This is a genomic window from Acidovorax sp. LjRoot66 (assembly GCF_964253305.1).
Taxonomy (GTDB): Bacteria; Pseudomonadota; Gammaproteobacteria; order Burkholderiales; family Burkholderiaceae_C; genus Acidovorax.
Map to the genome: position 1 here is coordinate 463,366 of NZ_CAXUQU020000002.1, position 24,516 is coordinate 487,881.

The following is a 24,516-nucleotide window of genomic DNA, read 5'->3' on the forward strand; positions in this document are numbered from 1 at the left end:
CTGCCAAGCCATGGTGGTGCAGTCGCAATCCCTGGATGGTCTCAGCGCAGTTCAGCTGCGCGGGCTCACCGTCCGGCTCACTGCAGAGGTCAAGCACAAGCAGGCGTTGATAGACAAGCTCACCCACGAGAACGCACTCCTCAAGCGCATGAAGTTCGCCGCGCAATCAGAGCGGTTCGGTACCGACCAGTTCAGCCTGTTCGACGACTGTCTCGTTGAGGATGTGGCGATCGACGCACACCCCCCAGTGGCGCAGGTGGCCCACAACGCCAGAATGCAGCCCAAGCGGCAACTGCTCCCGCCCCAGTTGCCGCGCCGCGAGGTGCTGCACGAGCCCGAATCGACCGTGTGCCCATGCGGCTGCCAGATGAAGCGCATTGGCGAAGACATCGCAGAGAAGCTGGACTATGTCCCAGGCGTGTTCACCGTCGAGCGCCACATACGCGGCAAGTGGGCGTGTAGGAAGTGCGAGCGGCTGGTGCAAGCGCCGGTCGCTGCGCATGTCATCGACAAAGGCGTTCCAACCGCTGGCCTTCTGGCGCACGTCCTGGTGGCCAAGTTCGCAGATCACTTGCCGCTGTACCGCCAGGAAGCGATTTTCGGCCGCGCAGGCTATGCGGTCCCGCGCTCCACGCTCGCGCAGTGGGTTGGCACCTGCGGAGTTCAGCTGCAGCCTCTCGTGGATGCATTGCGCGTCGACGTCCTCTGCCATCCAGTGCTTCATGCCGACGAGACCCCTGTGGCGATGCTCAAGCCCGGTACAGGCAAGACGCACCGTTCCTATCTCTGGGCCTATGCACCAGGTGCGTTTGAAGACACCCGAGCAGTGATCTACGACTTTTGCGAGAGCCGTGCTGGAGCGCACGCGCGCGCGTTCCTGCAAGGCTGGCAGGGTAGCCTGGTCTGCGACGACTTCTCTGGCTACAAGGCATTGATGACCCAGGGCATCACCGAGGTCGGTTGCCTGACCCACGCCAGGCGCAAGTTCTTCGACCTGCATGCCACGAGCAAGAGTGTCGTTGCCGAGAGTGCCTTGAAGCAGTTTGGCCGAATCTACGACGTCGAGAGAGACCTGCAGGGGTCAAGTGCCGAGGAGCGATTGAACGAGCGCCAGGCTCGGTCCAGACCGATCCTCGACGCGCTTCATTGGTGGATGGTCCAGACGCGGCAGAAGGTCCCGGAAGGATCAGCGATCGCACGCGCCCTCGACTACAGCTTGAGGCGATGGGAGGCGCTGACACGCTTTGCCTTTGATGGGCGATTGCCCATTGACAACAACCACATCGAGAACCAGATCCGCCCCATTGCCATCGGGCGCAATAAGGCGAACTCCGGTTTTATGCGCAGTCGGCTCGGCGCTGTGGTGTCGGCGACCAGGGCCAGGCCGGCCCAAGGCACCGATACCGCTTCGCATAATCACAACCCTTGCAGGAATGCCAACAGGGCTTTCGGCGCCTGGTACCGCGTTTGCTTGACCTCAGGCTGCTTCAGACGCGCCAACGCGCGCTCCTTCATGGCCAGGTCTGCCTCGACGTACATGTGAGTTGTCGACGGACTCTCGTGCCCCAGCCAGAGCGCGATCTCGCAAGGGTCGACCCCGGACTGCAGCAGGCTCATTGCAGTCGAGTGCCGCACGACATGCGGCGACACCGACATCGTCTTGAGCTGCGTGTGTTTGACCGATGCCACGTCAACGGCCAGCTTCAGCCGCTGGGCGATGTTGGCCCTGGTCATCGCCCGTCCGTCTCGTGTAGGCAGCAGCGGCGAATCCTCGTGTAACTGCGGATTCAAATGCAGCCATTCGCGCACGGCCCGCGCCGAACTCTTCCACAACGGCAGCGAGCGCTGCTTGCGCCCCTTGCCGTGCAGTCGGATGCTGTTGCTCGGCCCGAGCACGACGTCGGCCACTCGCACGCCGATGATCTCGGAGACGCGAGCGCCCGTGTTGAACATGAGAGTCAGCATCAGTCGGTCACGCTGCCCGATCCAGGTGTCGATCGCCACGTCGATCACCGCCAGCATCTGCTCGTGTGGCACGAAGCCGACCATCTTGCGCTCGAAGCGCTTCATCGGCACGGCCAACGCGTTCTCGATCACCCCCAGGTTGGCCAGGTCACGCCTGGCGGCGAACTTCAGGAACGCCCGTACCGCGGCCAATCGAACATTGCGACTTCGCACGCAGTTGTGCCGATGGACCTCCAGGTGATCCAGGAAGTCGGCCAGGAACCGGGCATTCAGGTCGGCCATCGTCATCCCGTGCGCCGGCAGATGTCGCTTGTCTTCAGCGAAGCGCAGCAACAGCACGAAGGTGTCCCGATATGACGCCACCGTGCGCGAGCTCAAGCCGCGCTGCTGCACCATGTAGTCGGTGAAGAATTCCTGCACAAGACCGGCGAACGTCGGTGTGGTCTGACTGCTCATTGTTCGTCCCCCTGCGCGACGAAGCGCTCGAACCTCGCGCTGATGGTGTCCATCAGCTCGGGGATGCCGGACAGGTACCAGTAGGTGTCGGATATCTTGGCGTGGCCCAGATAGGTGCACAGCCAGAACATCGCTTGGTCGATCGACTGACCAGACTCGCGCCAGCACTGCAAGCGCCGGACCGCCATCGTGTGCCTCAGATCGTGGATCCGGGGGTATGGATGATCCCCCCGGGCACGCCAGCCGAGTCTTGGCTGCAGGCGCCGGAAGACGTTCTCTACTGTGCGTTTGGGAAGATGCCCACCATCGTGCGAGGCGAAGAACGGGGCGCTATCGTCGGTGCTCCGGCATCGGTCACGGGCTTGCCGGTACCGCCTGAGTTCTTGCACTGTGCTCGGATGAAGCGGCAGGCAGCGGGACTTGTGGAACTTGGTCTGGCGCACGGTGAGCGCGGCTGCCTGTAGGTCGACGTCGCCCATCGTGAGCATCAGCGCTTCAGACAGCCTGAGGCCAGCCGCTGCGATCAGCCCGAACAGGCTGCGGTAGGTCAGCGCTCGAAGAGGCCAAGTCAAGGTCAGTCCGCCGGCAGCGTCCAGCAGTTGGATGATCTCCTGGTCCGTGTAAATGTGTGGCGCCAAGCGCCGATGACCACGACCCAGAATCCCCCTCGGGGGAATCTCCGTGGCCGGTTCGAACTGCCGGTAGTGCGCGGCGAATGGAAGCAGGATCTCCAGCCGGCGTGCCGCAGTCACATCGCTGGTTCGATGCACATGCTCCCGTGCCCAGCCGAGCATCAACTCCTGCGTGAGCGGGCCTCGGTGCTCTCGTGCATCGGCGTACCGGGCAAATCGGGCGAGCTCGGTGGCCGGTGCCGTCAGCGCAAAACCCAGGCGGCGGCGATCCTCGAGATAGCGCTCCACTGCGGCTTGCATTGTTGTTGCCGCACTCATGGCCGGCTCCCGGGCCAGGGCATGGCCACCGCACCCAGCCGAGTGAAGTCGACCTTGGCATAGATGAGTGAAGTGTCTAGTTCGCGATGGCGAAGCACATCGGCGACTTCCTTGAGCGTGCCGCCGGTGTTCAGGAGCCGGCTGGCCAGCGTATGCCGAAGAATGTGCACCCGGGTGTATTGCAACCCGGCGCGCCGATAGGCCTGGCGCACGGCACGCCTGACGACGTCGGCGGTCACTGGTTCATCTACAGGCGCCACATGCCGAACGAAGACCCGGTGGCTTGTGGTCTGGGGTCGTTCCGATCGTACGTAGTCAGCAATGGCGGCACCGGTGAGTTGTGGTAGCGGCAGCACATCAGCGCGTCGCGATTTGCTTGTGCCGATGCGCACGGTGCCGGCCACCCAGTCGATGTCGTCGAGTTCCAGCGCGATCGCCTCGCTGCTTCGTAAGCCGAGGTCAACGACGCAGCGCACGAGGGCGTAGCAGCGCAGGCGCGATGGCAGATCCACCGGGAAGGCAACCAGCAGCCGACTGACCTCGTCCGGGGCGAGCGTCTGTGGCAAGGGTGCAAGACGCCAGTGCGCCGGCGCGGCAACCACAGGCAGTAGGTGCTCGACGTGATCGCCTTCGAAGGCGCGGAAGTGCAGGTAGCTGCGCACTGCGGTCGCGGTGACGCCGCCGCTGGCGGCGCTCACCCGCGAGAGCTCTTGGGCCAGGAATTGCCGCAACTCATCGGCCGACGGCGTCGTCGAGTTCGATGTCATAGACAGCAACGCATGAATGATCTTCGTGCGCCGAAGACGCGTGCTGCCAACGAGTCCCTTCGCGTGCAGCAGGTGCTCGTCAAAGCGCAGCAATTGCTCGTCGATCAGACTGCTCTGTCGGGAATCTTGCTGGACGCCCGAAGCGCAAACAACAGCCAACAGATGATGCAGAGCCGCGCGGACCTGGTTGCGGCTGCGCTGCACCGGAGCGGCGCAAGTGCAGCGCGGCAGGTGTTCGTCAACGAAGGCAACGACGTGTTGATCGAGAGTCTGAAGGGAGACGCGACGGCGCCTTAACCAGTGGGCGAAGTGGGCAACGCAGTTCATGTACTGGCGAGCCGTGCCCGGCGAGTAACGCTGCTCGTTCAGCCGATCCCAGAAGGGCTGAACAAAGGGGGCAAGAGCGCTCACCCGAAGTCGAGCAGCGGCCAGTTCCGTGAGGGCATCGAAGACATCCATCGCGATCTCCTGAAGGGGGTTGGCCCCCCAGGAGACGCGACTTCTTATGCGAAGTCCAGCAGGTGATCAGACCGACGCGGCAAAGGCAGGAAGCGCCACCGACTGAACATCGCGGCGTCGACTGAGCATAAAACCGGAGTTCGCCTTATTGCGCTTATGCGCAGCTACGCATAAGCGCAACAACTGGCTTTTCTCGGGCAGTCTTCGGGCTGGGCAACGTGCGGCTGCGGTAATGAGCCTTGTCCAATCGGCACGCATGAATGGCCATGATCCGTATGCCTACCTGCGCGACGTGCTTGAGCGGCTACCAACGCAGCAGGCCAGCTTGATCGGCGAGCTGTTGCCTCACCGCTGGAGCGCAGAGAGGTCGTTGAAATAGGCTTTCGTTGCTTCTCCGTTACTATGGCCGATATCGGCGGAAGCAGGCATTCATGGTCGGCTAGTTTGGTAGGCTGCACGTGAGATTCGTCGAAGTGAATGTCAGGCACAAGGGGGTGAGTGTGAGCGTTGGATTACCATTAAAAAAAGCAGTGCATCGGTTAGCGTCGGAAGATGGGGAGTATGTCTCTGCCACCATGCGTAGTGATTCGCTGTATGTGCTGTACCAGCCTTCCGCGGACGAAGGCATCAATTTCCTGCGAGAGTTCAAGCTCAATGAGTTTGATGGCGAAGAGGACGATGTCCAGCAGATCTATGCACTGAAGGCCACGACGTCGTACCGCTCCATTTTCTGTGCCGACAACCGGCTGTACATGACGGGCCAGCGCCCGGAGATCCTGGACCTGACGACCAACGAGGTGCTATACAGCGAGTACGTGGCGCGCGCCAACCCCGAGTGGTCCGACTTCGGCTTGGTCTTCAGCCACGGCGGCGCTGTGTACCGCAGCGTGGTCTGGAACGACGCCAGCCAGGGCCTGGACGTTGTGCGGGACTACCAGGTTGTGGGCCACCTCGCGCTGGACATCGCTTTCGAATACCCACCCACCGACCAGTATTTCTACGGCTTCGGCACGGCGCGCGACGTGTTCCGTGTCTACTGCCTTGAGACGCAGGCCATGCTGCTGGAGCTGGATCTAGCGCCCTACCGCATTGGCGAGTGGCCCTTGAAGAAGCACGTGGACCGGGCTGGAAACCGGCTGTTCGTGCTGGCCGGCAACACGGTGCTGCTCGTTGACCTGGGGCCGAATACAAGAGCAGCAACGGCGGTGGTGGTGAATCAGCTCAACTACGTGGAGGAGCCGGTCTTGCAGGGCCTGCTGGCCAGCGGGCACCTCACCGGCAACAGCTACGCCTACAAAATCAGCGCGGCGCGCGATGGCTTCGCCATCTTCAACGCCAGGTCGCGCTCGTTCATGATGTATGTCGCAATCTCCGAGACGGGCGACAAGATGCGGCCCGTCTGGGTGGAGCACACCCGGCGCGAGATAACCGCCATCAACACCGAGGGCGACCTGCTGTTCGGCATCGAGGACTACCGCCCCAAGGCCTGGGACAAGTTCAACGGCGATCAGGTCTGGCAGGCCTCGGCGGGCACCATGGCCAACGCCATACAGCTGGGCGACCACTGGGTGGTGTTCACCCACCCCTCGGGCGACCTGCAGTGCTTTCGGTGGAAGAAACCGTATCTGTCGCCCCATCGGCCGGGCTGATGGGCATTTCGGTCAGGGCGGTTCAGCTGAAGAGTGATTTATATGTTGGCCTCGCCAACGCCCGGGTTGGGCCCTTTGCCGAAGCTGGCCTCACCCGCCCGCCTCGCGTGTTCTGAGTGACTGGTTCCGGGCGGACGGACGGCGACTATGAGCCCAGAGCGGAAGTCCAAGGCTATCGAAAGCTGGCGGTCAAGATGGGATGGCCGCCCGCTTACTGCTTTCCGTCAAGATGGGATGGCCGGCCGCTTACTGTGCATCATCAAAGCAGCTCGATCATCGAGTCTGCGCACTCGCTGGCAACATCGATAGCCTAGGTGCGGGTGCTCCAGTGCGTGGCTGCTTCGGGCACGCTCTCCAGCGTCTTGGCGATCACAGCATCGACACGAGCGTCATCGACGGTGCCTGGTGCTCCAGTGCGAGGGGCATCGAGCAGTCCGTCGAGTCGATCCCGCACGATTCGGGCCCGCCACTTCGAGACGTTTTGCGGTGTCACGCGCTGGCGGCTGGCAACCACTTTGTTGTCAATGTACTGGGCACAGGCCAGGACGATGCGAGCCCGCAGCGCCAACGCCTGCGCGGTCTTGCGCCGCAGCGTCAGCGCTGTGAGCTGCTCAAACTCGACTTGCGTCAGTACCAGTTGCGCCTTGGGTAGTCCACGCATCGCAGCCTCCTCGTGTGCACACGGTACACGATTGACTCGACATGTGATCACTAGTTCAACGAACTTCTAACTCACGACACTAGGAGGCCGTCGGACTTGGCTTTTAGCGAGGTCGTTTAGCCAAGTCCAAGAGTTTTTTCAGAACGCTGTGATGTTCGCCGCGAGCAATCGCCGCCTTCGCTGCTTCTTTTCGACTCCGTAGGCCGCCTCAGGTGCAGTTGGAGGGCGAATCTGGTCGCACTTTCGCCCGCTCATGCTGCTCGCAGCACGTGCATGCGCTTGATGTTCCAGGCCATCGTCACGAGGTGCCACTCGCCTTGAGCCTTGCGCAGCCCGCGCATGCTCATCTGCTGCCAACCCATCACTCGCTTGATGATGCCGAACACCGGCTCGACCGTCTGTTTGCGTAGCTTGTACAGTGCCTTTCCGGCCTGCGTGGACAGCCGGTGAACCATTTGGGCGAGCGGATCCGTCGTCTGCGGCGCGCTCGGGTCAGGAGCAAATCGCTCCATCAGTGGTTCGTCATGCGACTCTCGCTTGATCGCCAGCAGTGGCTGGACCCCTGCCTGCGCGCAGGCGATGACGTTTGCGTGACTGTAGAAGCCGTTGTCGGCGACGAGCGTCTGCACTGCGCCCAACGCCTCAGGCAGCGCCGCAATCTGCTGCAGCGTCGGGGTCACTTCGCGCTTGTCGTTGCATGCCTGTGACGTGCGCGGTGATCACCATCATCGTGTCAATGTCCACGCCAGCCTGGGCGTTGTAACTTTGCTCGAAGCCCCCGCCAGACACCGGCATGATGCGCGACTCTTCATCCGTCAGGTTGACCTGATCGCCGGCTTTGGGGCCGGCCTCGGGTGGCTGGGGATCTTTGCCGCGCGGCTTCTTGCCTGCGTCGCGCTGGGCACGGCGCTTGGCTTGCTTGGCCTGGAACTCCTGCTGTTCGGCCTTGAAGCGTTCGCCCGCACGTTGCGCGATCTTGGCCTTGGCCTGTGCGATGGCGTTCAGGCGATCCTCGCGCCGGGCGATCTCGGCGGGCACGTCCATGCCATCGGGCTCGGCGGCGCGGTCGTCTTTCTCGGCCAGGCTCAGAAGGGTCTGCACCTCGCGCCTCAACTGTGCTTCGATCTTGTTGGCGTGGGACCAGGAAAGCGCCTTGTGCTTGCTCGCGTTGGCGTTGACCTTGGTGCCGTCCAGCGCGATGTGGCCCAGCTTGAGCAGCTTCATCTCGCGAGCCAGAACCAGCACCTGTACGAACAGCTCCTCGACCTCCTTCACAAAGCGCCGCCGGAAGGTGGCCAGCGTGTCGTGGTCGGGATGCGTGTTGGCCGCCACGTAGCGAAATGCCACCGAGTCGTAGGTGGCGCGTTCGATCTTGCGGCTTGAATGCACGCCGCTGGCGTAGCCGTAGATCAGCGGTCCCAGCAACACGGCCGGATGGTGTGCGGCTGAACCGCGGCCCGCATACTGCTTGGTCAGATCATCCAGGTCCAGACGCTCTATGACTTCGACCACAAAGCGCGCCAGGTGGTCGCTGGGCAGCCACACGTCCACCGATGGTGGCAGCAGGTAGGAGGTATCTCGATCCACTGAAATGAAGCGGCTCATTGCGAAGTAGTCATGAAAAGCACTGACGCAATTCTCTCGGATCGCCTCATGTTTGGCGAGCATGGAAAGTCCGACAACCTCCTCATATGGTCGCCATTGTCAATACTGTCAGTGCCTCATTTGGTGTGCGTTCTCTTAGGATCGATCGGGTGATGCGACACGAGCGTTTGCAGCGACGATGAATCAGACTCATATCCGCGGATTGGTTACCAGCACTTCATCGATTCGTCGCGGGCCTGCCTCGCTCTAGGATCGGGGATCTGCCTTGCGGTGCCCTGGTAGGAGCGTCGAGGGTTGCCCTATCGTTGCTCGTATCGCATCGCCAGATCGATCCTGTTGCGTGTTATGCCCTTTCAGTTTGGCTGGCCCTGCTCGCGCTGCGCCTGCATGCCGATGGCCCAGACGAAGCCTGCCAGCTCCCTTGCGACGGCGATGCAGGCTTTGTTGGCCTGCAAGCCACGTGCACTCAACGCTGCGAAGCGCTGTGTCAGCCGCAACTGCGCTGTCCATGCCATCCTTCGTATCGGCTCGGACAGATCCTGTTGTCGGATCTGCGCTTGTTTGCCGATGCGCGCCTTGAAGCGGTAGTTCCAGGCGGCTTCAGTCAGCAGCCGCCGGGCGTGCGCGTTGCCGGTCTTGGTGATGCTGCCCCGGCTCGTGCGCTGACCACTGGAGTGCTCCGAGGGCACCAGACCGAGGTAGCCCATGAGTTTGCGTGGATGGGCAAAGCGTCCCAGGTCTCCGATCTCCGCTGCCAAGCCAATCGCCGTGATCGCGGCGACGCCACGCAGTGCCTGCAGCGCACCAACCACCGCCTCAAAGCGCCAGCCAGTGATCGAGGCCTGCAGCGCCTTCGTCAGCCGGTCAACGCGATCATCTGCAGCCGTCACGGCTTGCCAGTATTCGGTGAACGCTGTCTGTGCGGCCCCCGCCCCGAAGTTTAGTGTCCCCAGCCAGCGGTAGTAGGCCCCACACCATGAGGTCTTGCCGGTGTATCGCACGTCGTGACGCAGCAAGAATCCCTTGAGTTGGTGGCGGGCCTGCACGCGACTGTTGACTGCATCTTCGCGTGCCCGTGACAGGTCACGGATCGCTTCGTCCTCTGGGTCGGGGATCCACACGGCAGTCAACTGGCCAGCGCGAGAGCATTCGGCCAGTTGAACGCAGTCGCGCCCGTCGGTCTTGATCCGATCTCCAGGGCGGCGCGGGATCTGCGAGGGGGCAATGATCTCGCACAGGTAGCCCCTGCTGTGCAGAGCACGCTGAAGGCCAAAGCCGGTGGGGCCGGCCTCGTACACGATGTGCAGTTGATCGGCGTTGCCGACCTTGGCCAGCACCTTGAGCAGCTTGCTCACATCGTGCGTGACCTTGCCTATCAGGCGCCCGGGCACTCGGCCAGGCTCGGCCGCTGCGATGCTGATGCTGTCTTTGTGGACGTCCAGGCCCACGTGAATCTTGCTACTCTCTTGCATGGTCGGTCTCCTTGTTGCTGACGACGCAAGTCACAGCATGTAGCGCTACGTCCTTGAACGCAATCTACGATGTCGGAGACCGGCCGCCTATCCAGGGGGCGGCGACCATGATGTCTAGCGTCTCCCATTCCTTGGCCGACCGGCTGCGGAACAAGGTCTCCAGCCGCTGCCGCACGACGGCATTTGCGGCGTCGGCCCCTTCCGGTCGCCATCCGGCCAGGTGGTCGAGACCAGTTCTGAGGCAGAAGGTCTTCCAGAACTTGTGTTCGAGCGCACCCAGCGCCACCCGCCGGTCATCGCTCGCCACATAGATGCCGTACGCGGGGTTGCTTCCGCTCAGCGCAGTGCTGCCGAATGGCTTCACTACCTCGCCGTTGACTGCGGCAACGGAAACCGGAGGCATCAGAGCCATTGCGCCATGGGCTATGGAAATATCGATGAACCGCCCGCGTCCGCTTGCGCGGCGCTCTAGCAGCGCTGCCATGATCGCGATCACAGCCGAAAACGATCCTCCGACCAGATAGCCCAGCAGCGCTGGCGGCAGCGCTTCTTGTTCCCCTTCCACGCGTTGCGACAACAGGCCTGCGACACCCTGGTAGTTGAGGTCGTGACCGGTCAGCGCGGCCCGTCGCGTGTGCTGCCCGTACCCTGAGATGGTGTAGTACACGAGTGAAGGATTGATCTCGCTGAGCTTGGCGTAGCCAAGTCCGAGCCGATGCATGACGCCGGGGCGGAAGCTCTCTACCAACACGTCGGCACCCTGCACCATGCGACGAAAAAGGGCGCGGCCTTCGTCGGTCTTGAGGTCGATAGCGATGCTGCGCTTGCCTGCATTGCTGGCGGTGAAAGCTGCACCGAGGTCGCTGGCCTCTAGCGGCGGCGAGTGACGCGCGTAGTCGCCGGCCGCGGTGTCCTCCGACCTTCACGACATCTGCGCCATATCCGGTCAGGATCTAAGTGGCGTACGGGCCCGGCAGCAGGCGCGTCAGGTCCTGTACGCGAATGCCGGACAGCGCCTGCGGATGTGCGGTGTCTGTCATAGCCCGCGGGAGATGATTTCCTTCATGATCTCCGACGTGCCGCCGTAGATGCGCTGCACACGGCTGTCGACGAAGGCACGGGCCACGGGGTACTCACGCATGAAGCCATAGCCCCCGTGCAACTGCAACAGCTCATCGACCGCCTGACCCTGTGCCTCGGTCGCATACAGCTTGGCCATGGCTGCCAGGTCCGCCGAGAGCGCCTTGTCGAAATGCAGCGAGATGCAGTGGTCCACGAAGATCCGGCACGCCACGGTCTTGGCCTTGATCTCGGCCAGCTTGAAGCGAGTGTTCTGGTGGTCGAAGATCGGCTGCCCGAAGGCCTTGCGAGATTTCGTGTACTTGATGGTCTCTTCGAGCATGGTCTCCATCACGATGGGGCTGCGCACCGCGATCATCAAGCGCTCCTGCGCCAGCTGGTGCATCAGGTAACCAAATCCCTTTCCTTCTTCGCCCAAAAGGTTGGCAGCGGGTACACGCACGTTGTCGAAGAACAGCTCGCAGGTGTCCTGCGCCTTCAAGCCGATCTTCTCCAGCAGCGGCCCCTTGGTGAAGCCTTGCGTTCCCGCATCCACCACGATCAGGCTGATGCCGCGCGTGCCGGCATCGGGGTTGGTCTTGCACGCGACGATCACGAGGTCGGAATTCGCGCCGTTGGTGATGAAGGTCTTGCCACCATTGATCACGTAGCTGTCGGCATCGCGCCGCGCCGTGGTGCGCATGGCCTTTAGGTCGCTGCCGATGCCGGGCTCGGTCATGGCAATGGCGCCGATCTTTTCTCCGCGCGCCATGGCGGGCAGCCAGTCATGCTTTTGCGCCTCCGTCCCGTAGGCCAGCAGGTAGGGTGCCACGATGTCCGAGTGCAGCGGGAAACCCGGTCCGGTGGCCAGAACCCGCATCAGCTCCTCAATGACCACGATGGAGTGGCCGAAGTCCCCGCCGCCGCCACCGTACTCCTGAGGGATGGCCGGCAGCAGCAGGCCTTCGCGCCCGGCCTTCAGCCAAGTCTCGCGCGGCACGCATCCGGCCTTCTCCCACCCGTGGTGCTGCGGCGCGATCTCGCGCTGGACAAACTTGCGAACCTGGTCGCGAAACTGCTCGTGGTCCTCTCGGAGGGACGTACGCATGGTTGTGATTCCTAGGAAATGAAAGGATTTTGATTCGGTTCAGCGCGAAGTGGCGGCAGCTTTCGCGTACTCGTCTATCAACAGGCGCTTGTAGAGCTTGCCGTTCTCGAGACGTGGCAGGGCGGTGACGAAGTCAACGCTGCGCGGGCACTTCAGGTGTGCGATGTGTTGGCGGCAATAGATCATCAGCGCCTCGGCGAGCGCCGGGCCGGCCTGAGCCGGATCGCTCAGCTCGACGACGGCCTTCACCTCTTCGCCGAACTCGGCATGCGGCACGCCGATCACCGCCACGTCCGAGACACCCGGATAGGTGGCGAGCAGGTTCTCGATCTCCTGCGGGTAGATGTTCACGCCGCCCGAGAGGATGAGGTCGGTGCGCCGCCCCGAGATGAAAAGGTCGCCCTCCTCGTCGACATGGCCGATGTCGCCGAAGGTGGCGCAGCCCGTCGCGTCGTAGGCCGCCGCGGTCTTTGCCGGGTCGTTGTGGTACTCGAAGCGGGGCGTGCCCGAGAACCAGATGCGGCCCTGCTCGCCCACAGGCAGTTCGTGGCTTGCGTCGTCCTTGATGTGGATGACGCCGAGTTGGACGCGCCCGACGGACCCTGGCTTGCGCAGCCATTGCTCGCTGTCGATGGCGGTGAGCCCGACGCCTTCGGAGCCGCCGTAGTACTCATACCAGACCGCGCCCCACCACTCGATCATGCGGCGCTTGATCTCGGGCGGGCACGGCGCGGCCGCGTGGATGGCCACGCGCATGCTGCTCAGGTCAGCGCTTTCGCGCACCGCGTCGGGCAAGGCAAGCAGGCGCACCATCATGGTCGGCACCCACTGGCTGTGCGTCACCCGATACTTGGCGATCAGATGCAGCGCGCGCTCGGCATCGAATCGGCTGGCGACGATGTTGCTGCCGCCCCAGTCGATGTTGCGCATGCAACTGCGCAGTGGCGCAGCGTGATAAAGCGGAGCCATCGTGAGATAGATGGAGTTCGCGCCAAACTGGAAGAACTCGCGCCATACCACTGCGTCGTAGGCGTCCTGGAATCGGTTCGCAAAGGGGACGAGCGGTCGCTTGATACCCTTGGGCTTGCCGGTTGTGCCCGACGAATACAGAAAGTCGCGCCCGACCATGCGCTCGGGCAGTGCGGCGCGAGGCGCGTAGCGCGCCAGGGCCGGCGTCATCGATTCGAAACCCTCGGCGTCTCCGTCGAGCAGGTAGCGTGCGCCGCGCCAGTTGTCGCATTGAGGTACCAGCGGCAGTGTCTTTTGCGTCGCGACCAACAACTGCGCGCCGCAGTCGCGCAGGATGTAATCCACCTCGCCGGGATTGAGGTGCGTGCTCACCGGCGTGTAGTACAAACCGGCACGACGGGCACCCCAGGCCAGCGCGAACAGGTCCGGGCGGTTATCCATCAGCAGCGCGATGTCCTCGCCTTCGCCCAGGCCCAGGCCGATGAGCCACTGGGCCGCCACGCTGGCGCGTGCGTCGAGTTCGCGATAGGTCAAGCTCGTGACCGCGTCGCCGTCCACAAGGTGCACGGCGACTTTCTCGGGGCAGACCTGTGCCCAATGAGCCAAGCGGTCGATCGCCTGAGGATCGATGGGGGTAGCTGTCGTCATGGGTGTGGCGCTTAATAAGACTTCGGCAGCCCCAGCACCTTCTCGGCGATGAAGCAAAGAATGAGCTGCGGGCTGATTGGCGCGATGCGCGGAATCAGGCTCTCGCGCAGGTAGCGCTCGACGTGATACTCCTTGGCATAGCCGTAGCCGCCGTGAGTCATCACCGCCTGCAGGCAGGCCTGGTAGCCCGCTTCGGCCCCCAGGTACTTGGCGCTGTTGGCCTCGGCGCCGCAGGGAAGGCCTCGATCGAAGAGGTCAGCCGCCTTGAGCATCATCAGGTTGGCCGCCTCCAGTTGCATCCAGCGCTCGGCCAGCGGATGCTGGATGGCTTGGTTCTGGCCGATGGGTCGGTCGAACACGATGCGCTCGCCGGCGTACTGCGTCGCGCGCTTCAGAGCCACCTTGCCCAGGCCGATGGCCTCCGACGCAATTAGGATGCGTTCGGGGTTCATGCCATGCAAGATGTAGTGGAAGCCCTTGCCTTCCTCGCCGATGCGGTCTTCCACCGGCACCTTGAGGCAGTCAATGAACAATTGATTGGTGTCCACCGCCTTGCGTCCCATCTTGTCGATGACGCGCGCCTCCACGAAGCGCCGATCAAGATCGGTATAGAACAGGCTCAGGCCATCGGTGGGCTTTTTCACCTGGTCCAGCGGCAGGGTGCGCGCCAGGATCAGCATCTTCTCGGCCACCTGAGCGGTGGAAATGAAGACCTTGGAGCCGCTGAGGATGTAGTGGTCACCCTCGCGCAAGGCCTGGGTCTTCAGCCGCGTGGTGTTCAGGCCCGCGTCGGGCTCTGTGACGGCAAAGCACGCCTTTTCCTTGCCCTGGACCAGCGGCGGCAGCATCCGCTTCTTTTGGGCGTCGTTGCCGAAGATCACCACCGGCTGCAGGCCGAAGATGTTCATGTGGACAGCCGAGGCGCCAGACATGCCCGCGCCAGAGGCGCTTATGGCCTGCATCATCAGCGCCGCCTCGGTGATGCCCAGGCCCGAGCCGCCATATTTCTCTGGAATGCAGATGCCCAGCCAGCCGGACTCGGCCAGCGCTTGGTGTAACTCGAACGGGAAGCCGCCCTCCTTGTCTTTAAGCAGCCAGTACTCGTCGTCAAAGCGGGTGCAGATGCGCGAAACGGCGTCGCACAGGGCTTGCTGTTCGTCGGAGAGATCGAAGTTCATGTGGGGGAGTACAGTGCGAGTGAAAAATCTGTTAGAGGGGCGATGCGGTGGTCGTCCCCAAGGCGGCTTCGATGCTGCGCGCGAGCGTGGCTAGGCGCGGGCCTACGTCGTCGAGCAACTGGCCGGGCCGCAATTCGAAACTGGGGACGTTGCAAGCGAAGACGTAGATCTCGTCGGGGTTGCCGGCGGCACGCACTGGCACGGCCACCGCTTCGAGCTGTCGCTGCAGGTCGCCTCGATTGACGCAAAAGCCGCGTTCGGCCAAATCGCGCCGGGCTTCCTGCAAGCGCTCGTCCAGCCAGGCACCATGCTCCGCGTCGCTGGCGCGCACACCATCCAGGTAGCGCTGGGCCTGCTCGAGCGGTATCGCGGCCAGGTATGCGCGGCCGGAAGCGGTCCGGGACAGCGAAATGTGGCTGCCCATGGCCGGTCGCACCGTCACGCAGTCCTTGGACTGCGCCAGCTCGATGTAGACGAGATCCAATCCCAGGCCCAGGCCCAAGGACACCTGCGCAACGGCGCGCTCGGCCAGTGCCTGCATCGGCCCGAATGCCAATTGCCGGATGGAGGTGCGCGCCAGCAGCGGAGCGGCCAGGCGCGCCAGCCCCGGCGCGGGCAGAAAGCGTCCGTCGTCCTCGTCGTAGCGCAGCAGTCCGGCCTCGCACAAGGTGGTGACCAGGCGGAACAAGGTCGGCTTGGGCAAGCCAGTGGCCGCCATGAGTTCTTTGGCGGTCAGTGCGGGCGCTTCGACGCCGAAGGCCTGCAGAACGTGGATGCCGCGCGCCAACGCGCTGCTGCCTGGCTTGTCCAAGTCGGCTTGAGCATCCATAAAGTGAGATGGTTGATTCATTTTTCTATCCTTGGCGGGAAGTATGCACAAAAAAATTGACTTCTACAAACTATTTCGAGACACTAGGTTCGCTTTATTGGAGAAAATATGCCCGATGCTATGATTTTCGACGCCGTGCGGACACCGCGCGGCAAAGGTAAACCTGGGACTGGCGCACTTTATGAGACAAAGCCCATCGAGCTGGTAGTTGGCTTGCTGGAGGGCTTGCGCACACGCCTTGCGCTGGACCCCGGGCGCGTTGATGACCTCATCTTGGGAATCAGCTCTGCCGTGGGCGACCAAGGATCGTGCCTGCCGCGTATCGCGGCGCTGTGCGCACCGGGTGGCTGGATCCAAGTTCCGGGCATGGCCTTGCAGCGCTTTTGCGGCGCAGGATTGGAGGCGGTGAATCTCGCCGCCGAGAAGGTGCGCTCGGGCTGGCACGATCTGATCGCGGCCGGCGGCGTGGAATCCATGTCGCGCCTGGGCCTGGGCGCCAGCGGCGGTGCCTGGATCTACGACCCGGCCACCAGCCTGAAAATTGCCTACGTGCCACAGGGCTACAGCGCCGATATGATCGCGGCCCTGCACGGCTTCGACCGCGAAACGCTCGATGCCTTCGCCCTGCGTTCTCAACAGCTGGCCGCTGCGGCACGGGGTGCGGGCCACTTCAAGCGCTCGCTGATTCCTGTGCTGGACGGCAACGGCCTGACCGTGCTGGACCACGACGAATACATCCGCGAAGAGACTACGGCCGCATCGCTCGCTTCGCTCAAGCCCGCGTTCGGCGGCGCCTCGGCCGGCGCCCACGCCGTCGTGGCGCGCCAGCGCTACCCGCAACTCGACCGCATCGCAGCGGTGCACACCGCGGGCAGCTCATCGGGCATCGTCGACGGTGCGAGCCTGGTGTTGGTGGGCAGCGAGAAAATCGGCAAGGAGTTGAACCTGCGGCCGCGCGCCCGCATCCTTGGCACGGGTCTGGTCACGGTAGAGGCCACGCTCATGCTCACCGGCCCGGTGCCGGCCACGCAGAAGGCCTTGGCCAAGGCCGGGCTGCGGGCCGACCAGATTGATCTGTTCGAGGTCAACGAAGCCTTCGCGGCAGTGCCCTTGCACTTTGCCAAGACGCTGGGCGTGCCCATGGACAAGATCAACGTCAACGGCGGTTCCATCGCCATGGGCCATCCCATCGGCGCCACCGGAGCCATCATCCTGGGCACCCTGCTCGACGAGTTGGAACGCCGCCAGCTGCGCTATGGAGTTGCCACCTTGTGCGTGGCCGGCGGCATGGGCGTGGCGAGCGTGATCGAACGTCTTTGATTTTGAGGAACGCAACTGTGCAAGAACCCATTCAATTCCACCGTGCCGACGACGGCATCGTTACCCTGACCTTCGACGCGCCCGAACAAAGCGTCAACACCATGACCGACGCCATGCGCGACTGCCTCGCGCAACGCGTGGCCGAACTGGAAGCGCAAAAGGACCGCATCACCGGCGTCATCCTGACCTCGGCCAAGGAGAGTTTCTTTGCCGGCGGCGACTTGAAGCGCCTTTACAACATGCAACCGGCCGATGCCGACAAGCTGTTCGCCGCTACCGAACGGGGCAAGAGTGCGCTGCGTCGCCTGGAAAAATTGGGCAAGCCAGTGGTTGCCGCGCTTAACGGCACAGCCCTGGGTGGGGGCTTCGAGATCGCGCTGGCCTGCCACCATCGCATCGCGCTCGACATGCCCAAGGCGCAGTTTGGCCTGCCCGAAGCCACGCTGGGCCTGATGCCCGGCGCCGGCGGCGTGGTGCGAATGACGCGCCTACTTGGCCTGGCCGCAAGCCAGCCCTTCCTGCAGGACAGCAAGCTGATGTCGCCCGCCGAGGCGCACGAGGCCGGCCTAGTGCAAGAGTTGGCCGCCACCTCCGAGGAAATGATGTCCAAGGCGCGCGCCTGGATCGCCGCCCACCCTGGCAGCAGCCAGCCCTGGGACGCGCCGGGCTACACTCCGCCTGGCGGCTGGAGCGATGCGCCTGAGGCCAAGCGCTGGATCTCCAACGCCGCCGCCCAGGTCCGCGCCAAGACCCGCGGCTGCTACCCAGCGCCCGAGGCCATCGTCTGCGCCAGCGTGGAGGGCATGCAGGTCGATTTCGACACTGCCAGCCGCATCGAAACCCGCTACTTCGTCGGCCTGGTCACCGGATCGGTGTCCAAGAACATCATCGGCACATTCTGGTTCCGCGCCAACGAGATCAAGAATGGCGCGCAGCGCCCCCCGGGCTTCGAAAAGCGCAGCGTCAAGACGCTGGCCGTGCTGGGCGCGGGCATGATGGGCAAGGGCATCGCCTACGTGGCGGCGCTGCGCGGCATCGAGGTCTGGATCAAGGACGCCACGTTTGAGCAGGCCCAGGGCGCGATTACCGCTGCCGACAAGCTGCTGGCCAAGCGAGAGGAAAAGGGCGAGATCGACGCGGCCAAGCGCCAGCAGATCCTGGCCCGCATGCACGCCGTCGAGAGCTACGAAGAGCTGGCCCATGTGGACATGGTGATCGAGGCCGCGCCCGAGCGGCCCGATCTCAAGGATCAGATCACCCGCGCGTTGGAGCCACTGCTGCGCCCCCACGCGATCTGGGCCTCCAATACCTCCACGCTGCCGATCACCGGGCTGGCGAAGTCGTCCACCCGGCCCGAACGCTTCATCGGCACGCACTTCTTCTCGCCGGTGCACCGCATGCAACTGGTCGAGGTGATCAAGGGTGCCGAGACTTCAAAGGAGACCCTGGCTCAGACGCTGGACTTAGTGATGCAGTTGGGCAAGACGCCCATCGTCGTCAACGACAGCCGCGGCTTCTTCACCAGCCGCGTGTTCAGCACCTTAACCCGCGAGGGCGTGGCCATGCTCGGCGAGGGCCAGGATCCGGCCAGCATCGAAGCCGCCGCCATGTTCGCCGGCTTCCCCGTGGGCCCGTTGGCCGTACTCGACGAAGTGAGCCTGGCCCTGTCCTACAACAACCGGCTGGAAACACTGAAGGCTTTCGCCGCAGAAGGGCGCCCCCTGCGTCCCCATGGCGCGGACGCAGTGATGGAGCTCATGCTGAACGACTTCAGCCGCAAGGGTCGTGCCGCTGGCGGCGGCTTCTACGACTACCCCGAGAGCGGCAAGCAATTCTGGCCGGGCCTGGCGCAACACTTCGTCAAGCCAGAGAACCAATACCCGCAGCAGGACAAGGTGGACCGCCTACTGTTCTGCATGGCTATCGAATCCGTTCGCATCCTGCAAGAGTGCGTGCTCGACAACGCGGGTGACGGAAACATCGGCTCGGTGCTGGGCATCGGCTTTCCGCGTTGGACTGGCGGCGTGTTTCAGTTCCTCAATCAGTACGGCCTGGAGAAGGCCGTGCAGCGCGCCCAATACCTGGCCGAGCGCTATGACGCCCGCTTCGCACCGCCGCAACTGCTCATCGACAAGGCCCGCCAGTCGGCGACGTTTTGAGCCGGCACAAACCTCACAAGACAATTCAAGGAAACTAGCAAATGATTCCCCTCAAACAAGTACTGACTGCGCTGTCGATGACCGTGCTAGCCATAGCCGGCGGCCCGGCCATGGCCGCCGACTACCCGAGCCGGCCGATTAAGGTCGTCGTGCCCTACGCTGCCGGCGGCACGATCGATGCCATGGCCCGGGTGCTGATCCCCAAGCTCCAGGCGATCCTGGGCCAGCCGCTGGTGGTCGATAACCGCCCCGGCGCAGGCACCATGATCGGCGCCGATGCGGTGGCGCGCGCCGAGCCTGACGGCTACACGGTGTTCATGGGTTCCAACGCGGCCTTCACGATCAGCCCACAGGTCATGGGCAAAGTGCCCTACGACCCGATCCGCAGCTTCGCCGCGGTCGGCACGCTGGCGTCGTTCCCCAATCTCATCCTGGTAAAGCCTGATTCGCCCTACAAGACGCTGGGCGACGTGGTCCAGGCCGCAAAGAAGGGTGAGAACATCAGCTACGCCTCATTCGGCGTCGGCAGTACGGCGCAGCTTTCGGGTGAGGCGATCAAAGTCTCGGCCGGAGTCAACATCACCGAGATCCCATACAAGAGCGGCGCCCAGTGCGTGCAGGCTGTTCTGGCAGGCGAGGTGAGCTACGGCTTCGACACCGCCATCGGCGCCGTGAGCCGGGTCAAGCAGGGGCAACTGCGCGCGCTGGCCGTGACCTCGGCCACCCGCCTGCCTGACCTGCCCAACGTGCCGACCGTGGTCGAGGCGGGCTATCCGAGCGCCGAAGTGATCGCGTGGGTTGGCGTGTTCCTGCCGGCGGCGAGCCCTGCCCCGATCAAGCACAAGTTGGCGACCGCCATGCAGCGCGTGATGGACGATCCTGAAGTCAAGGCGCAATTTGCCAAGCTCGGCGTCGAGGTCAAGTTCGTGGATGGCGAAGACACGATGCGCATGATGCGGCAAGAGTACGTCCGATTCGGCAAGCTGGTGGAGGCGGCGAAGATCCGCGCGAACTGATCACTTGCGCCAGTGACGCCTTTTGAAAAAAAGGGCTGTACGGCTGAGCCGTTGCTTCGCTGCTCGACAAGTTTGCGATTGGAAATAGAAGCGCTACTTGGTACATCAAGCTCAATCGGTTGCAAGCGCCTCGTGGCGCAATTGGCTGGCAATCCGAACCAAGACCACGACGGGGTCTTGTCCAACGACAGCTTCCGTTCCATGCGGACATTTGACGCAGGTTGTCGATCGGCAGCACTGGGTCGGGAGCAGCTCTGAGCGGCGGCTCTCGGCCACTGCTATCGACCGACCGGTGATGGCCGAGGCTGTGTGGAAAGTATGCGGCTGGCGATCCCATCTTGAACGCCCCGCTTGAAGCGGGCATCGTCCCCACGATGGAGGATCGTGGACACGATGGAAAACTCTTTGAATCAAGTCCGCCCACGGCGGCGTGAATACAGCAAGCAATTCAAGGCCGAGGTGTTGGCCCGCTGCGCACAGCCCGGAGCCAGTGTAGGCGGTGTGGCCCTGGCCCATAGCCTGCACTCGAACATGGTGCATCGTTGGATGCGTGAGCAGCGAGAGCAACTGGAGCGACAAAAGTCGACTCCGCCCGCGTTCGTATCCTTGCCGATGCAGACTGGCGGTCCTGCATGTGAAGCGACCCCTGCGAGGCTGGCGGCACTTGCTGACGAGCAACCTGTACCTGAGGCGCGTCTGCAAATTCAGCGCGGCGAATTGCTGGTGCACTTGCAATGTCCGCTGTCGCACTGCGGCGCACTCCTGCGCGAGCTCTTGCGATGATCCGCATCGACGCAGTCTGGCTGGCCACTGCTCCGCTGGACATGCGTGCCGGCACCGACACGGCGCTGGCCCGGGTGGTCACCGTGTTCGGCGCCGCCCACCCCCACCACGCCTATCTGTTCGCCAACAAGCGCGCCAACCGCATCAAGGTGCTGGTGCACGACGGCATCGGCATCTGGCTGGCGGCTCGCCGCCTGCACCGGGGCAAGTTCGTCTGGCCGGCACCAGGCGATGAACAGTGGCAGTTGGAGTCCGATCAGCTTCAGGCCCTGGTCCTGGGTCTGCCCTGGCAGCGCATGGGAAGCGCCGGCATCATCACCGTGGTCTGAAGCCGCCTTGCAATCCGTGGATCTGCGCATGACAGCGCAGTGCCATCCTGGGCACACTGCCTGCCATGTTGATGCAGCCGCAATCCCTGGATGATCTGAGCGCCGAGCAATTGCGCGAGATGACCGCGCGCCTGCTCACCGAGCTGCGCCACAGCCAGGCGCTCAACGCCAAGCTCGCCCACGAGAACGCGCTGCTCAAGCGCATGAAGTTCGCCGCACAGTCCGAGCGCTTCAATGCCGAGCAGCGCAGCCTGCTTGAAGACGAGATCGAGGCCGACCTGGCTGCAGTCGCCCACGAGATCGCGCAACTGCAGCCGCCTGCGGCGCCCGCCCCAGAGGCCAGGCAGCAACCCAAGCGCCAGCCGCTGCCGGCCCATCTGCCGCGCCGCGAGATCAGGCACGAGCCCGAGTCGAGCACCTGCCAGTGCGGTTGCCTGATGCAGCGCATCGGAGAAGACGTGGCCGAGAAGCTTGACTATGTGCCCGGTGTGTTCACGGTGGAGCGCCACGTTCGTGGCAAGTGGGTCTGCGCCAAGTGCGAGACCATCGCCCAGGCTCCAGTTGCAGCGCATGTGATCGACAAGGGCATCCCCACCACGGGTCTGCTGGCCCAGGTGCTGGTCGCCAAGTACGCCGACCACCTGCCCCTGTACCGCCAGGAAACCATCTTTGCGCGCGCCGGTCTGGCCATTGCCCGTTCCACCCTGGCGCAATGGGTGGGCACCTGCGGGGTGCGGCTGCAACCGCTGGTGGATGCGCTCAAAGCCGAGATACTGGGCCAGCGCGTACTGCACGCCGACGAGACGCCGGTGCAGATGCTCAAGCCCGGCAAGGGTGCGAGCCACCGCGCCTACCTGTGGGCCTACGCACCGGGTGCCTTCCAGGATATCAAGGCCGTTGTGTACGACTTCTGCGAGTCCAGGGCTGGTGAACATGCGCGTAACTTCCTGGGCGAGTGGCGGGGCGCGCTGATCTGCGACGACTTTGCTGGCTACAAAGCGGGCTTTGCGCAGGGCATCACGGAAGTCGGTTGCCTGGCGCACGCGCGGCGCAAATTCTTTGACCTGCATGCGGCGAACAAAAGCCAGATCGCAGGCTTCGCGCTGGAGCAGCTCGCCAAGGTCTACGACATAGAGCGCGAGGTCAAAGACCTCAACGCCGATCAGCGCCAGGGCATCCGCCAGCAGCACACCAAGCCGGTGCTTGATGCGCTGCACGAATGGATGGCGCTGCAGCGGCAAAAACTGCCGGACAGCTCAGCGACGGCCAAGGCGCTGGACTACAGCCTGCGGCGCTGGACTGCGCTGACGCGCTTCGTCAATGACGGGCAATTGCCCGTAGACAACAACTGGATCGAGAACCAGATCCGGCCGATCGCCATTGGCAGGAGCAACTGGCTGTTCGCCGGCAGCTTGCGCGCGGGCCAGCGGGCGGCGGCGGTGATGAGCCTGGTGCAGTCGGCCCGCATGAACGGGCATGACCCCTATGCCTACCTCAAAGATGTGCTGACGCGGCTGCCCACGCACAGGGCTAGCCGGGTGCAAGAATTACTGCCGCATCGTTGGCAAGCTGCTTGCGCCTGATCAATAGCCGGCTGGCCAGCTACTGTTAACATGGGAAAGGCACAGGCCTAGCTTTTTTGCATGTCGTGGCCCGATCTCAGTAAATACCCGCTGAAGCACCGACCGGCAAAGCGATGACTATAAATCAGCGGCGGAATATGCAGTGACCAAACACGCGCCTCCTAGCAGGCTGAAGAAATACTCCCCAGATTCCAAGCCCGTCTTGCCCCACAGCCGCAGGCTGGCTCGCTTTTTTCACATTCCGGGATTAGCGTGCCCAATTGAGCGTTTTATTGCACTTCAGAGGCCGCTTTGGCCTTCGTTTGCCCTCAATACGCCCCCTGCGGACGCACCTGTCCCAATTGCTCCAAAGTGCGCATGCGCACCAGGTTGTAGCCCGCCATCGTCAGCACGAACATCTGGTCCACGCGCTCAAGGCCTCGCACCATCACTTGCCTCATGCCGCCCACGGTTTTGGCCCAGCCAAAGCCTTGCTCGATGAGCTTTCTCTTTTGCTGCGATACCGCGTAGCCTTCGCTTTGCGCAATCGCATCGGGCACGGCCGAGCTTCTGCCCGAGTTGTTCTGCGCCACGTGGGGAATGACGTTCATGGCCTGGCAGGCCTCAATGAATTCGCGTGCGTCATAGCCTTTGTCCGCCCCCAGCGTGATGGTTCGCGTGGGATCGGCCTGCGCCTGCCGGGCGTCGTTGACCATGGCCTTGGCCGCTTCGCGCTCTGCGTAGCCATCGGCCAGCGTGACCACTGCATTGGCCACCAGGCCGTGGCGGTTGTCGCTCAGGGTGTGGCCCATGTAGCGCAGCTCGCTGGCGGTTTTGCCTTTTCGGTACAGCCGGGCATCGCCGTCCGTTGTGGATTCATGGGTGTCGTTGCTGCGCCGCTGGCCCTTGAAGTTGCCGCCATCGCTGTGGGCTTTGGCATCTGCATCAGGGCCATCATCTGTGTTGTCACCATTGCCATCACGATCATCACCACCCGCGTCATCGTCGTCCTTGCGCACAAAGCTCTTGTGGCCCGCCCAGGCCTGGATGAGCGTTCCGTCCACGCTGAAGTGCTCGCCCGAGAGCCAGTGTTTCTTGTCGGCGATCTTGAGCACTTCGTTGAAGAACTCGATCACGGCGTCGTGTTCGATCAGCCGCTCGCGGTTCTTGGTGAACACGCTGGGTACCCAGACCTCATCGTCCATGGACAGGCCGATGAACCAGCGAAACAAGAGGTTGTACTGCACCTGCTCCATCAACTGGCGTTCAGAGCGCACGCTGTACAGCACCTGCAGCAGCATGGCGCGCAGCAGCTTCTCGGGGGCGATGCTGGGACGCCCGCCCTTGATGTCTGCTTCATACATGCGCGAGAACAGGGCATCCATCTTGGCCAAGGCGGTGTTGACCATCTTGCGAACGGGGCGCAGGGGGTGCGAGGCTGGCACGAAGTCTTCGAGCTTGCGGACAGAGAACAGGCTCTCGGTGAAGGTGTCGGCGCCGCGCATGGGGGTCAGGGTCAAGCTATGTGGGAGGGCCCGGTGAGCTTACCGGGGTTGGGCTGCTGGGCTGGCT

At 63.5% G+C, this 24,516-nt stretch carries 16 protein-coding genes and 5 pseudogenes; 9 read left to right on the forward strand and 12 right to left on the reverse strand.

The window, feature by feature from the left end:
- Positions 1-10: 10 nt before the first annotated feature.
- Positions 11-1,402 (forward strand): annotated as a pseudogene (tnpC, locus tag ACSQ3Y_RS34445) (IS66 family transposase); the annotation flags it as partial.
- A gap of 14 nt (positions 1,403-1,416) precedes the next feature.
- Here the strand turns inward: tnpC (ACSQ3Y_RS34445) and ACSQ3Y_RS34450 are convergent.
- From ACSQ3Y_RS34450 to ACSQ3Y_RS34460, 3 genes are read right to left on the reverse strand one after another with little or no spacing between them, the layout of a single operon-like run.
- Entirely contained in the window at positions 1,417-2,421 is a 1,005-nt protein-coding gene (locus tag ACSQ3Y_RS34450; protein WP_436179038.1) for a tyrosine-type recombinase/integrase, read from the reverse strand.
- Positions 2,418-3,371: a tyrosine-type recombinase/integrase gene (locus ACSQ3Y_RS34455; RefSeq protein ID WP_436179039.1), complete on the reverse strand. Its 954-nt coding sequence runs from the start codon at positions 3,369-3,371 to the stop codon at positions 2,418-2,420. Before ACSQ3Y_RS34455 ends, ACSQ3Y_RS34450 begins: the two co-directional genes overlap by 4 nt.
- A complete protein-coding gene (locus tag ACSQ3Y_RS34460) occupies positions 3,368-4,597 on the reverse strand; it encodes a tyrosine-type recombinase/integrase (RefSeq protein ID WP_436179040.1) in 1,230 nt (409 codons plus the stop codon). The genes ACSQ3Y_RS34455 and ACSQ3Y_RS34460 overlap by 4 nt, the downstream gene beginning before the upstream one ends.
- Positions 4,598-4,772: 175 nt before the next feature.
- Between ACSQ3Y_RS34460 and ACSQ3Y_RS34465 the strand changes: the two are divergent.
- Both ACSQ3Y_RS34465 and ACSQ3Y_RS34470 read left to right on the forward strand, forming a co-directional pair.
- Positions 4,773-4,976 (forward strand): annotated as a pseudogene (locus ACSQ3Y_RS34465) (transposase domain-containing protein); the annotation flags it as partial.
- 196 nt (positions 4,977-5,172) lie between these two features.
- On the forward strand, positions 5,173-6,246 hold the full coding sequence (locus tag ACSQ3Y_RS34470) for a hypothetical protein (RefSeq protein WP_179684531.1): 1,074 nt from the start codon (positions 5,173-5,175) through the stop codon (positions 6,244-6,246).
- A 313-nt stretch (positions 6,247-6,559) separates the two neighbouring features.
- Here the strand turns inward: ACSQ3Y_RS34470 and ACSQ3Y_RS34475 are convergent.
- From ACSQ3Y_RS34475 to ACSQ3Y_RS34510, 8 genes and pseudogenes are all read right to left on the reverse strand, one after another.
- A pseudogene (locus tag ACSQ3Y_RS34475) lies at positions 6,560-6,907 on the reverse strand (helix-turn-helix domain-containing protein); the annotation flags it as partial.
- 251 nt (positions 6,908-7,158) lie between these two features.
- Positions 7,159-8,512: pseudogene (locus tag ACSQ3Y_RS34480) on the reverse strand (transposase).
- A gap of 353 nt (positions 8,513-8,865) precedes the next feature.
- On the reverse strand, positions 8,866-9,984 hold the full coding sequence (locus ACSQ3Y_RS34485) for an IS110 family transposase (protein WP_057202909.1): 1,119 nt from the start codon (positions 9,982-9,984) through the stop codon (positions 8,866-8,868).
- A 64-nt stretch (positions 9,985-10,048) separates the two neighbouring features.
- Positions 10,049-10,885: pseudogene (locus tag ACSQ3Y_RS34490) on the reverse strand (CaiB/BaiF CoA transferase family protein); the annotation flags it as partial.
- Positions 10,886-11,020: 135 nt separating this feature from the next.
- On the reverse strand, positions 11,021-12,151 hold the full coding sequence (locus ACSQ3Y_RS34495) for an acyl-CoA dehydrogenase family protein (protein ID WP_436180476.1): 1,131 nt from the start codon (positions 12,149-12,151) through the stop codon (positions 11,021-11,023).
- A 39-nt stretch (positions 12,152-12,190) separates the two neighbouring features.
- Positions 12,191-13,768, reverse strand: a complete 1,578-nt coding sequence (locus ACSQ3Y_RS34500) for an AMP-binding protein (RefSeq protein ID WP_436180477.1) — start codon at positions 13,766-13,768, stop codon at positions 12,191-12,193.
- Between the two features lie 11 nt (positions 13,769-13,779).
- A complete protein-coding gene (locus ACSQ3Y_RS34505) occupies positions 13,780-14,946 on the reverse strand; it encodes an acyl-CoA dehydrogenase family protein (protein ID WP_436180478.1) in 1,167 nt (388 codons plus the stop codon).
- 31 nt (positions 14,947-14,977) lie between these two features.
- The gene (locus tag ACSQ3Y_RS34510) at positions 14,978-15,796 is read right to left on the reverse strand and encodes an IclR family transcriptional regulator (protein WP_436180479.1); all 819 of its coding nucleotides are present in this window, start codon (positions 15,794-15,796) and stop codon (positions 14,978-14,980) included.
- Positions 15,797-15,883: 87 nt separating this feature from the next.
- Between ACSQ3Y_RS34510 and ACSQ3Y_RS34515 the strand changes: the two genes are divergently transcribed.
- The 6 genes from ACSQ3Y_RS34515 to tnpC (ACSQ3Y_RS34540) all read left to right on the forward strand — a co-directional run bounded on the left by ACSQ3Y_RS34515 (position 15,884) and on the right by tnpC (ACSQ3Y_RS34540) (position 22,965).
- Positions 15,884-17,095 (forward strand): acetyl-CoA C-acetyltransferase, encoded by a 1,212-nt coding sequence (locus ACSQ3Y_RS34515; RefSeq protein ID WP_436180480.1) that lies wholly within the window; start codon positions 15,884-15,886, stop codon positions 17,093-17,095.
- Positions 17,096-17,112: 17 nt separating this feature from the next.
- Positions 17,113-19,254 (forward strand): 3-hydroxyacyl-CoA dehydrogenase NAD-binding domain-containing protein, encoded by a 2,142-nt coding sequence (locus tag ACSQ3Y_RS34520; protein WP_436180481.1) that lies wholly within the window; start codon positions 17,113-17,115, stop codon positions 19,252-19,254.
- Positions 19,255-19,295: 41 nt separating this feature from the next.
- On the forward strand, positions 19,296-20,270 hold the full coding sequence (locus ACSQ3Y_RS34525) for a Bug family tripartite tricarboxylate transporter substrate binding protein (RefSeq protein ID WP_436180482.1): 975 nt from the start codon (positions 19,296-19,298) through the stop codon (positions 20,268-20,270).
- Between the two features lie 393 nt (positions 20,271-20,663).
- Positions 20,664-21,053 carry an IS66-like element accessory protein TnpA gene (gene tnpA / locus ACSQ3Y_RS34530; RefSeq protein WP_436180494.1) on the forward strand — a complete coding sequence of 130 codons (390 nt, stop codon included), beginning with the start codon at positions 20,664-20,666 and terminating at the stop codon, positions 21,051-21,053.
- Positions 21,050-21,382, forward strand: coding sequence for an IS66 family insertion sequence element accessory protein TnpB (gene tnpB / locus ACSQ3Y_RS34535; protein ID WP_436180483.1), 333 nt, complete (start codon positions 21,050-21,052; stop codon positions 21,380-21,382). The genes tnpA and tnpB overlap by 4 nt, the downstream gene beginning before the upstream one ends.
- A gap of 65 nt (positions 21,383-21,447) precedes the next feature.
- The gene (tnpC, locus tag ACSQ3Y_RS34540; protein ID WP_436180484.1) at positions 21,448-22,965 is read left to right on the forward strand and encodes an IS66 family transposase; all 1,518 of its coding nucleotides are present in this window, start codon (positions 21,448-21,450) and stop codon (positions 22,963-22,965) included.
- A gap of 308 nt (positions 22,966-23,273) precedes the next feature.
- On the opposite strand, the gene ACSQ3Y_RS34545 is transcribed toward tnpC (ACSQ3Y_RS34540), so the two are convergent.
- Positions 23,274-24,449 (reverse strand): IS5 family transposase, encoded by a 1,176-nt coding sequence (locus tag ACSQ3Y_RS34545; RefSeq protein WP_436180495.1) that lies wholly within the window; start codon positions 24,447-24,449, stop codon positions 23,274-23,276.
- Positions 24,450-24,516: the final 67 nt, after the last annotated feature.

Coding starts and splice junctions, on each gene's coding strand:
- tnpB (WP_436180483.1), top strand. CDS start 21,050: ATGATCCGCATCGACGCAGTCTGGCTGGCCACTGCTCCGCTGGACATG.
- ACSQ3Y_RS34505 (WP_436180478.1), bottom strand. CDS start 14,946: ATGAACTTCGATCTCTCCGACGAACAGCAAGCCCTGTGCGACGCCGTT.
- ACSQ3Y_RS34455 (WP_436179039.1), bottom strand. CDS start 3,371: ATGAGTGCGGCAACAACAATGCAAGCCGCAGTGGAGCGCTATCTCGAG.
- ACSQ3Y_RS34460 (WP_436179040.1), bottom strand. CDS start 4,597: ATGGATGTCTTCGATGCCCTCACGGAACTGGCCGCTGCTCGACTTCGG.
- ACSQ3Y_RS34495 (WP_436180476.1), bottom strand. CDS start 12,151: ATGCGTACGTCCCTCCGAGAGGACCACGAGCAGTTTCGCGACCAGGTT.
- ACSQ3Y_RS34545 (WP_436180495.1), bottom strand. CDS start 24,449: ATGCGCGGCGCCGACACCTTCACCGAGAGCCTGTTCTCTGTCCGCAAG.
- tnpA (WP_436180494.1), top strand. CDS start 20,664: ATGGAAAACTCTTTGAATCAAGTCCGCCCACGGCGGCGTGAATACAGC.
- ACSQ3Y_RS34510 (WP_436180479.1), bottom strand. CDS start 15,796: ATGAATCAACCATCTCACTTTATGGATGCTCAAGCCGACTTGGACAAG.
- ACSQ3Y_RS34485 (WP_057202909.1), bottom strand. CDS start 9,984: ATGCAAGAGAGTAGCAAGATTCACGTGGGCCTGGACGTCCACAAAGAC.
- tnpC (WP_436180484.1), top strand. CDS start 21,448: ATGTTGATGCAGCCGCAATCCCTGGATGATCTGAGCGCCGAGCAATTG.
- ACSQ3Y_RS34470 (WP_179684531.1), top strand. CDS start 5,173: ATGCGTAGTGATTCGCTGTATGTGCTGTACCAGCCTTCCGCGGACGAA.
- ACSQ3Y_RS34525 (WP_436180482.1), top strand. CDS start 19,296: ATGATTCCCCTCAAACAAGTACTGACTGCGCTGTCGATGACCGTGCTA.
- ACSQ3Y_RS34515 (WP_436180480.1), top strand. CDS start 15,884: ATGCCCGATGCTATGATTTTCGACGCCGTGCGGACACCGCGCGGCAAA.
- ACSQ3Y_RS34500 (WP_436180477.1), bottom strand. CDS start 13,768: ATGACGACAGCTACCCCCATCGATCCTCAGGCGATCGACCGCTTGGCT.
- ACSQ3Y_RS34450 (WP_436179038.1), bottom strand. CDS start 2,421: ATGAGCAGTCAGACCACACCGACGTTCGCCGGTCTTGTGCAGGAATTC.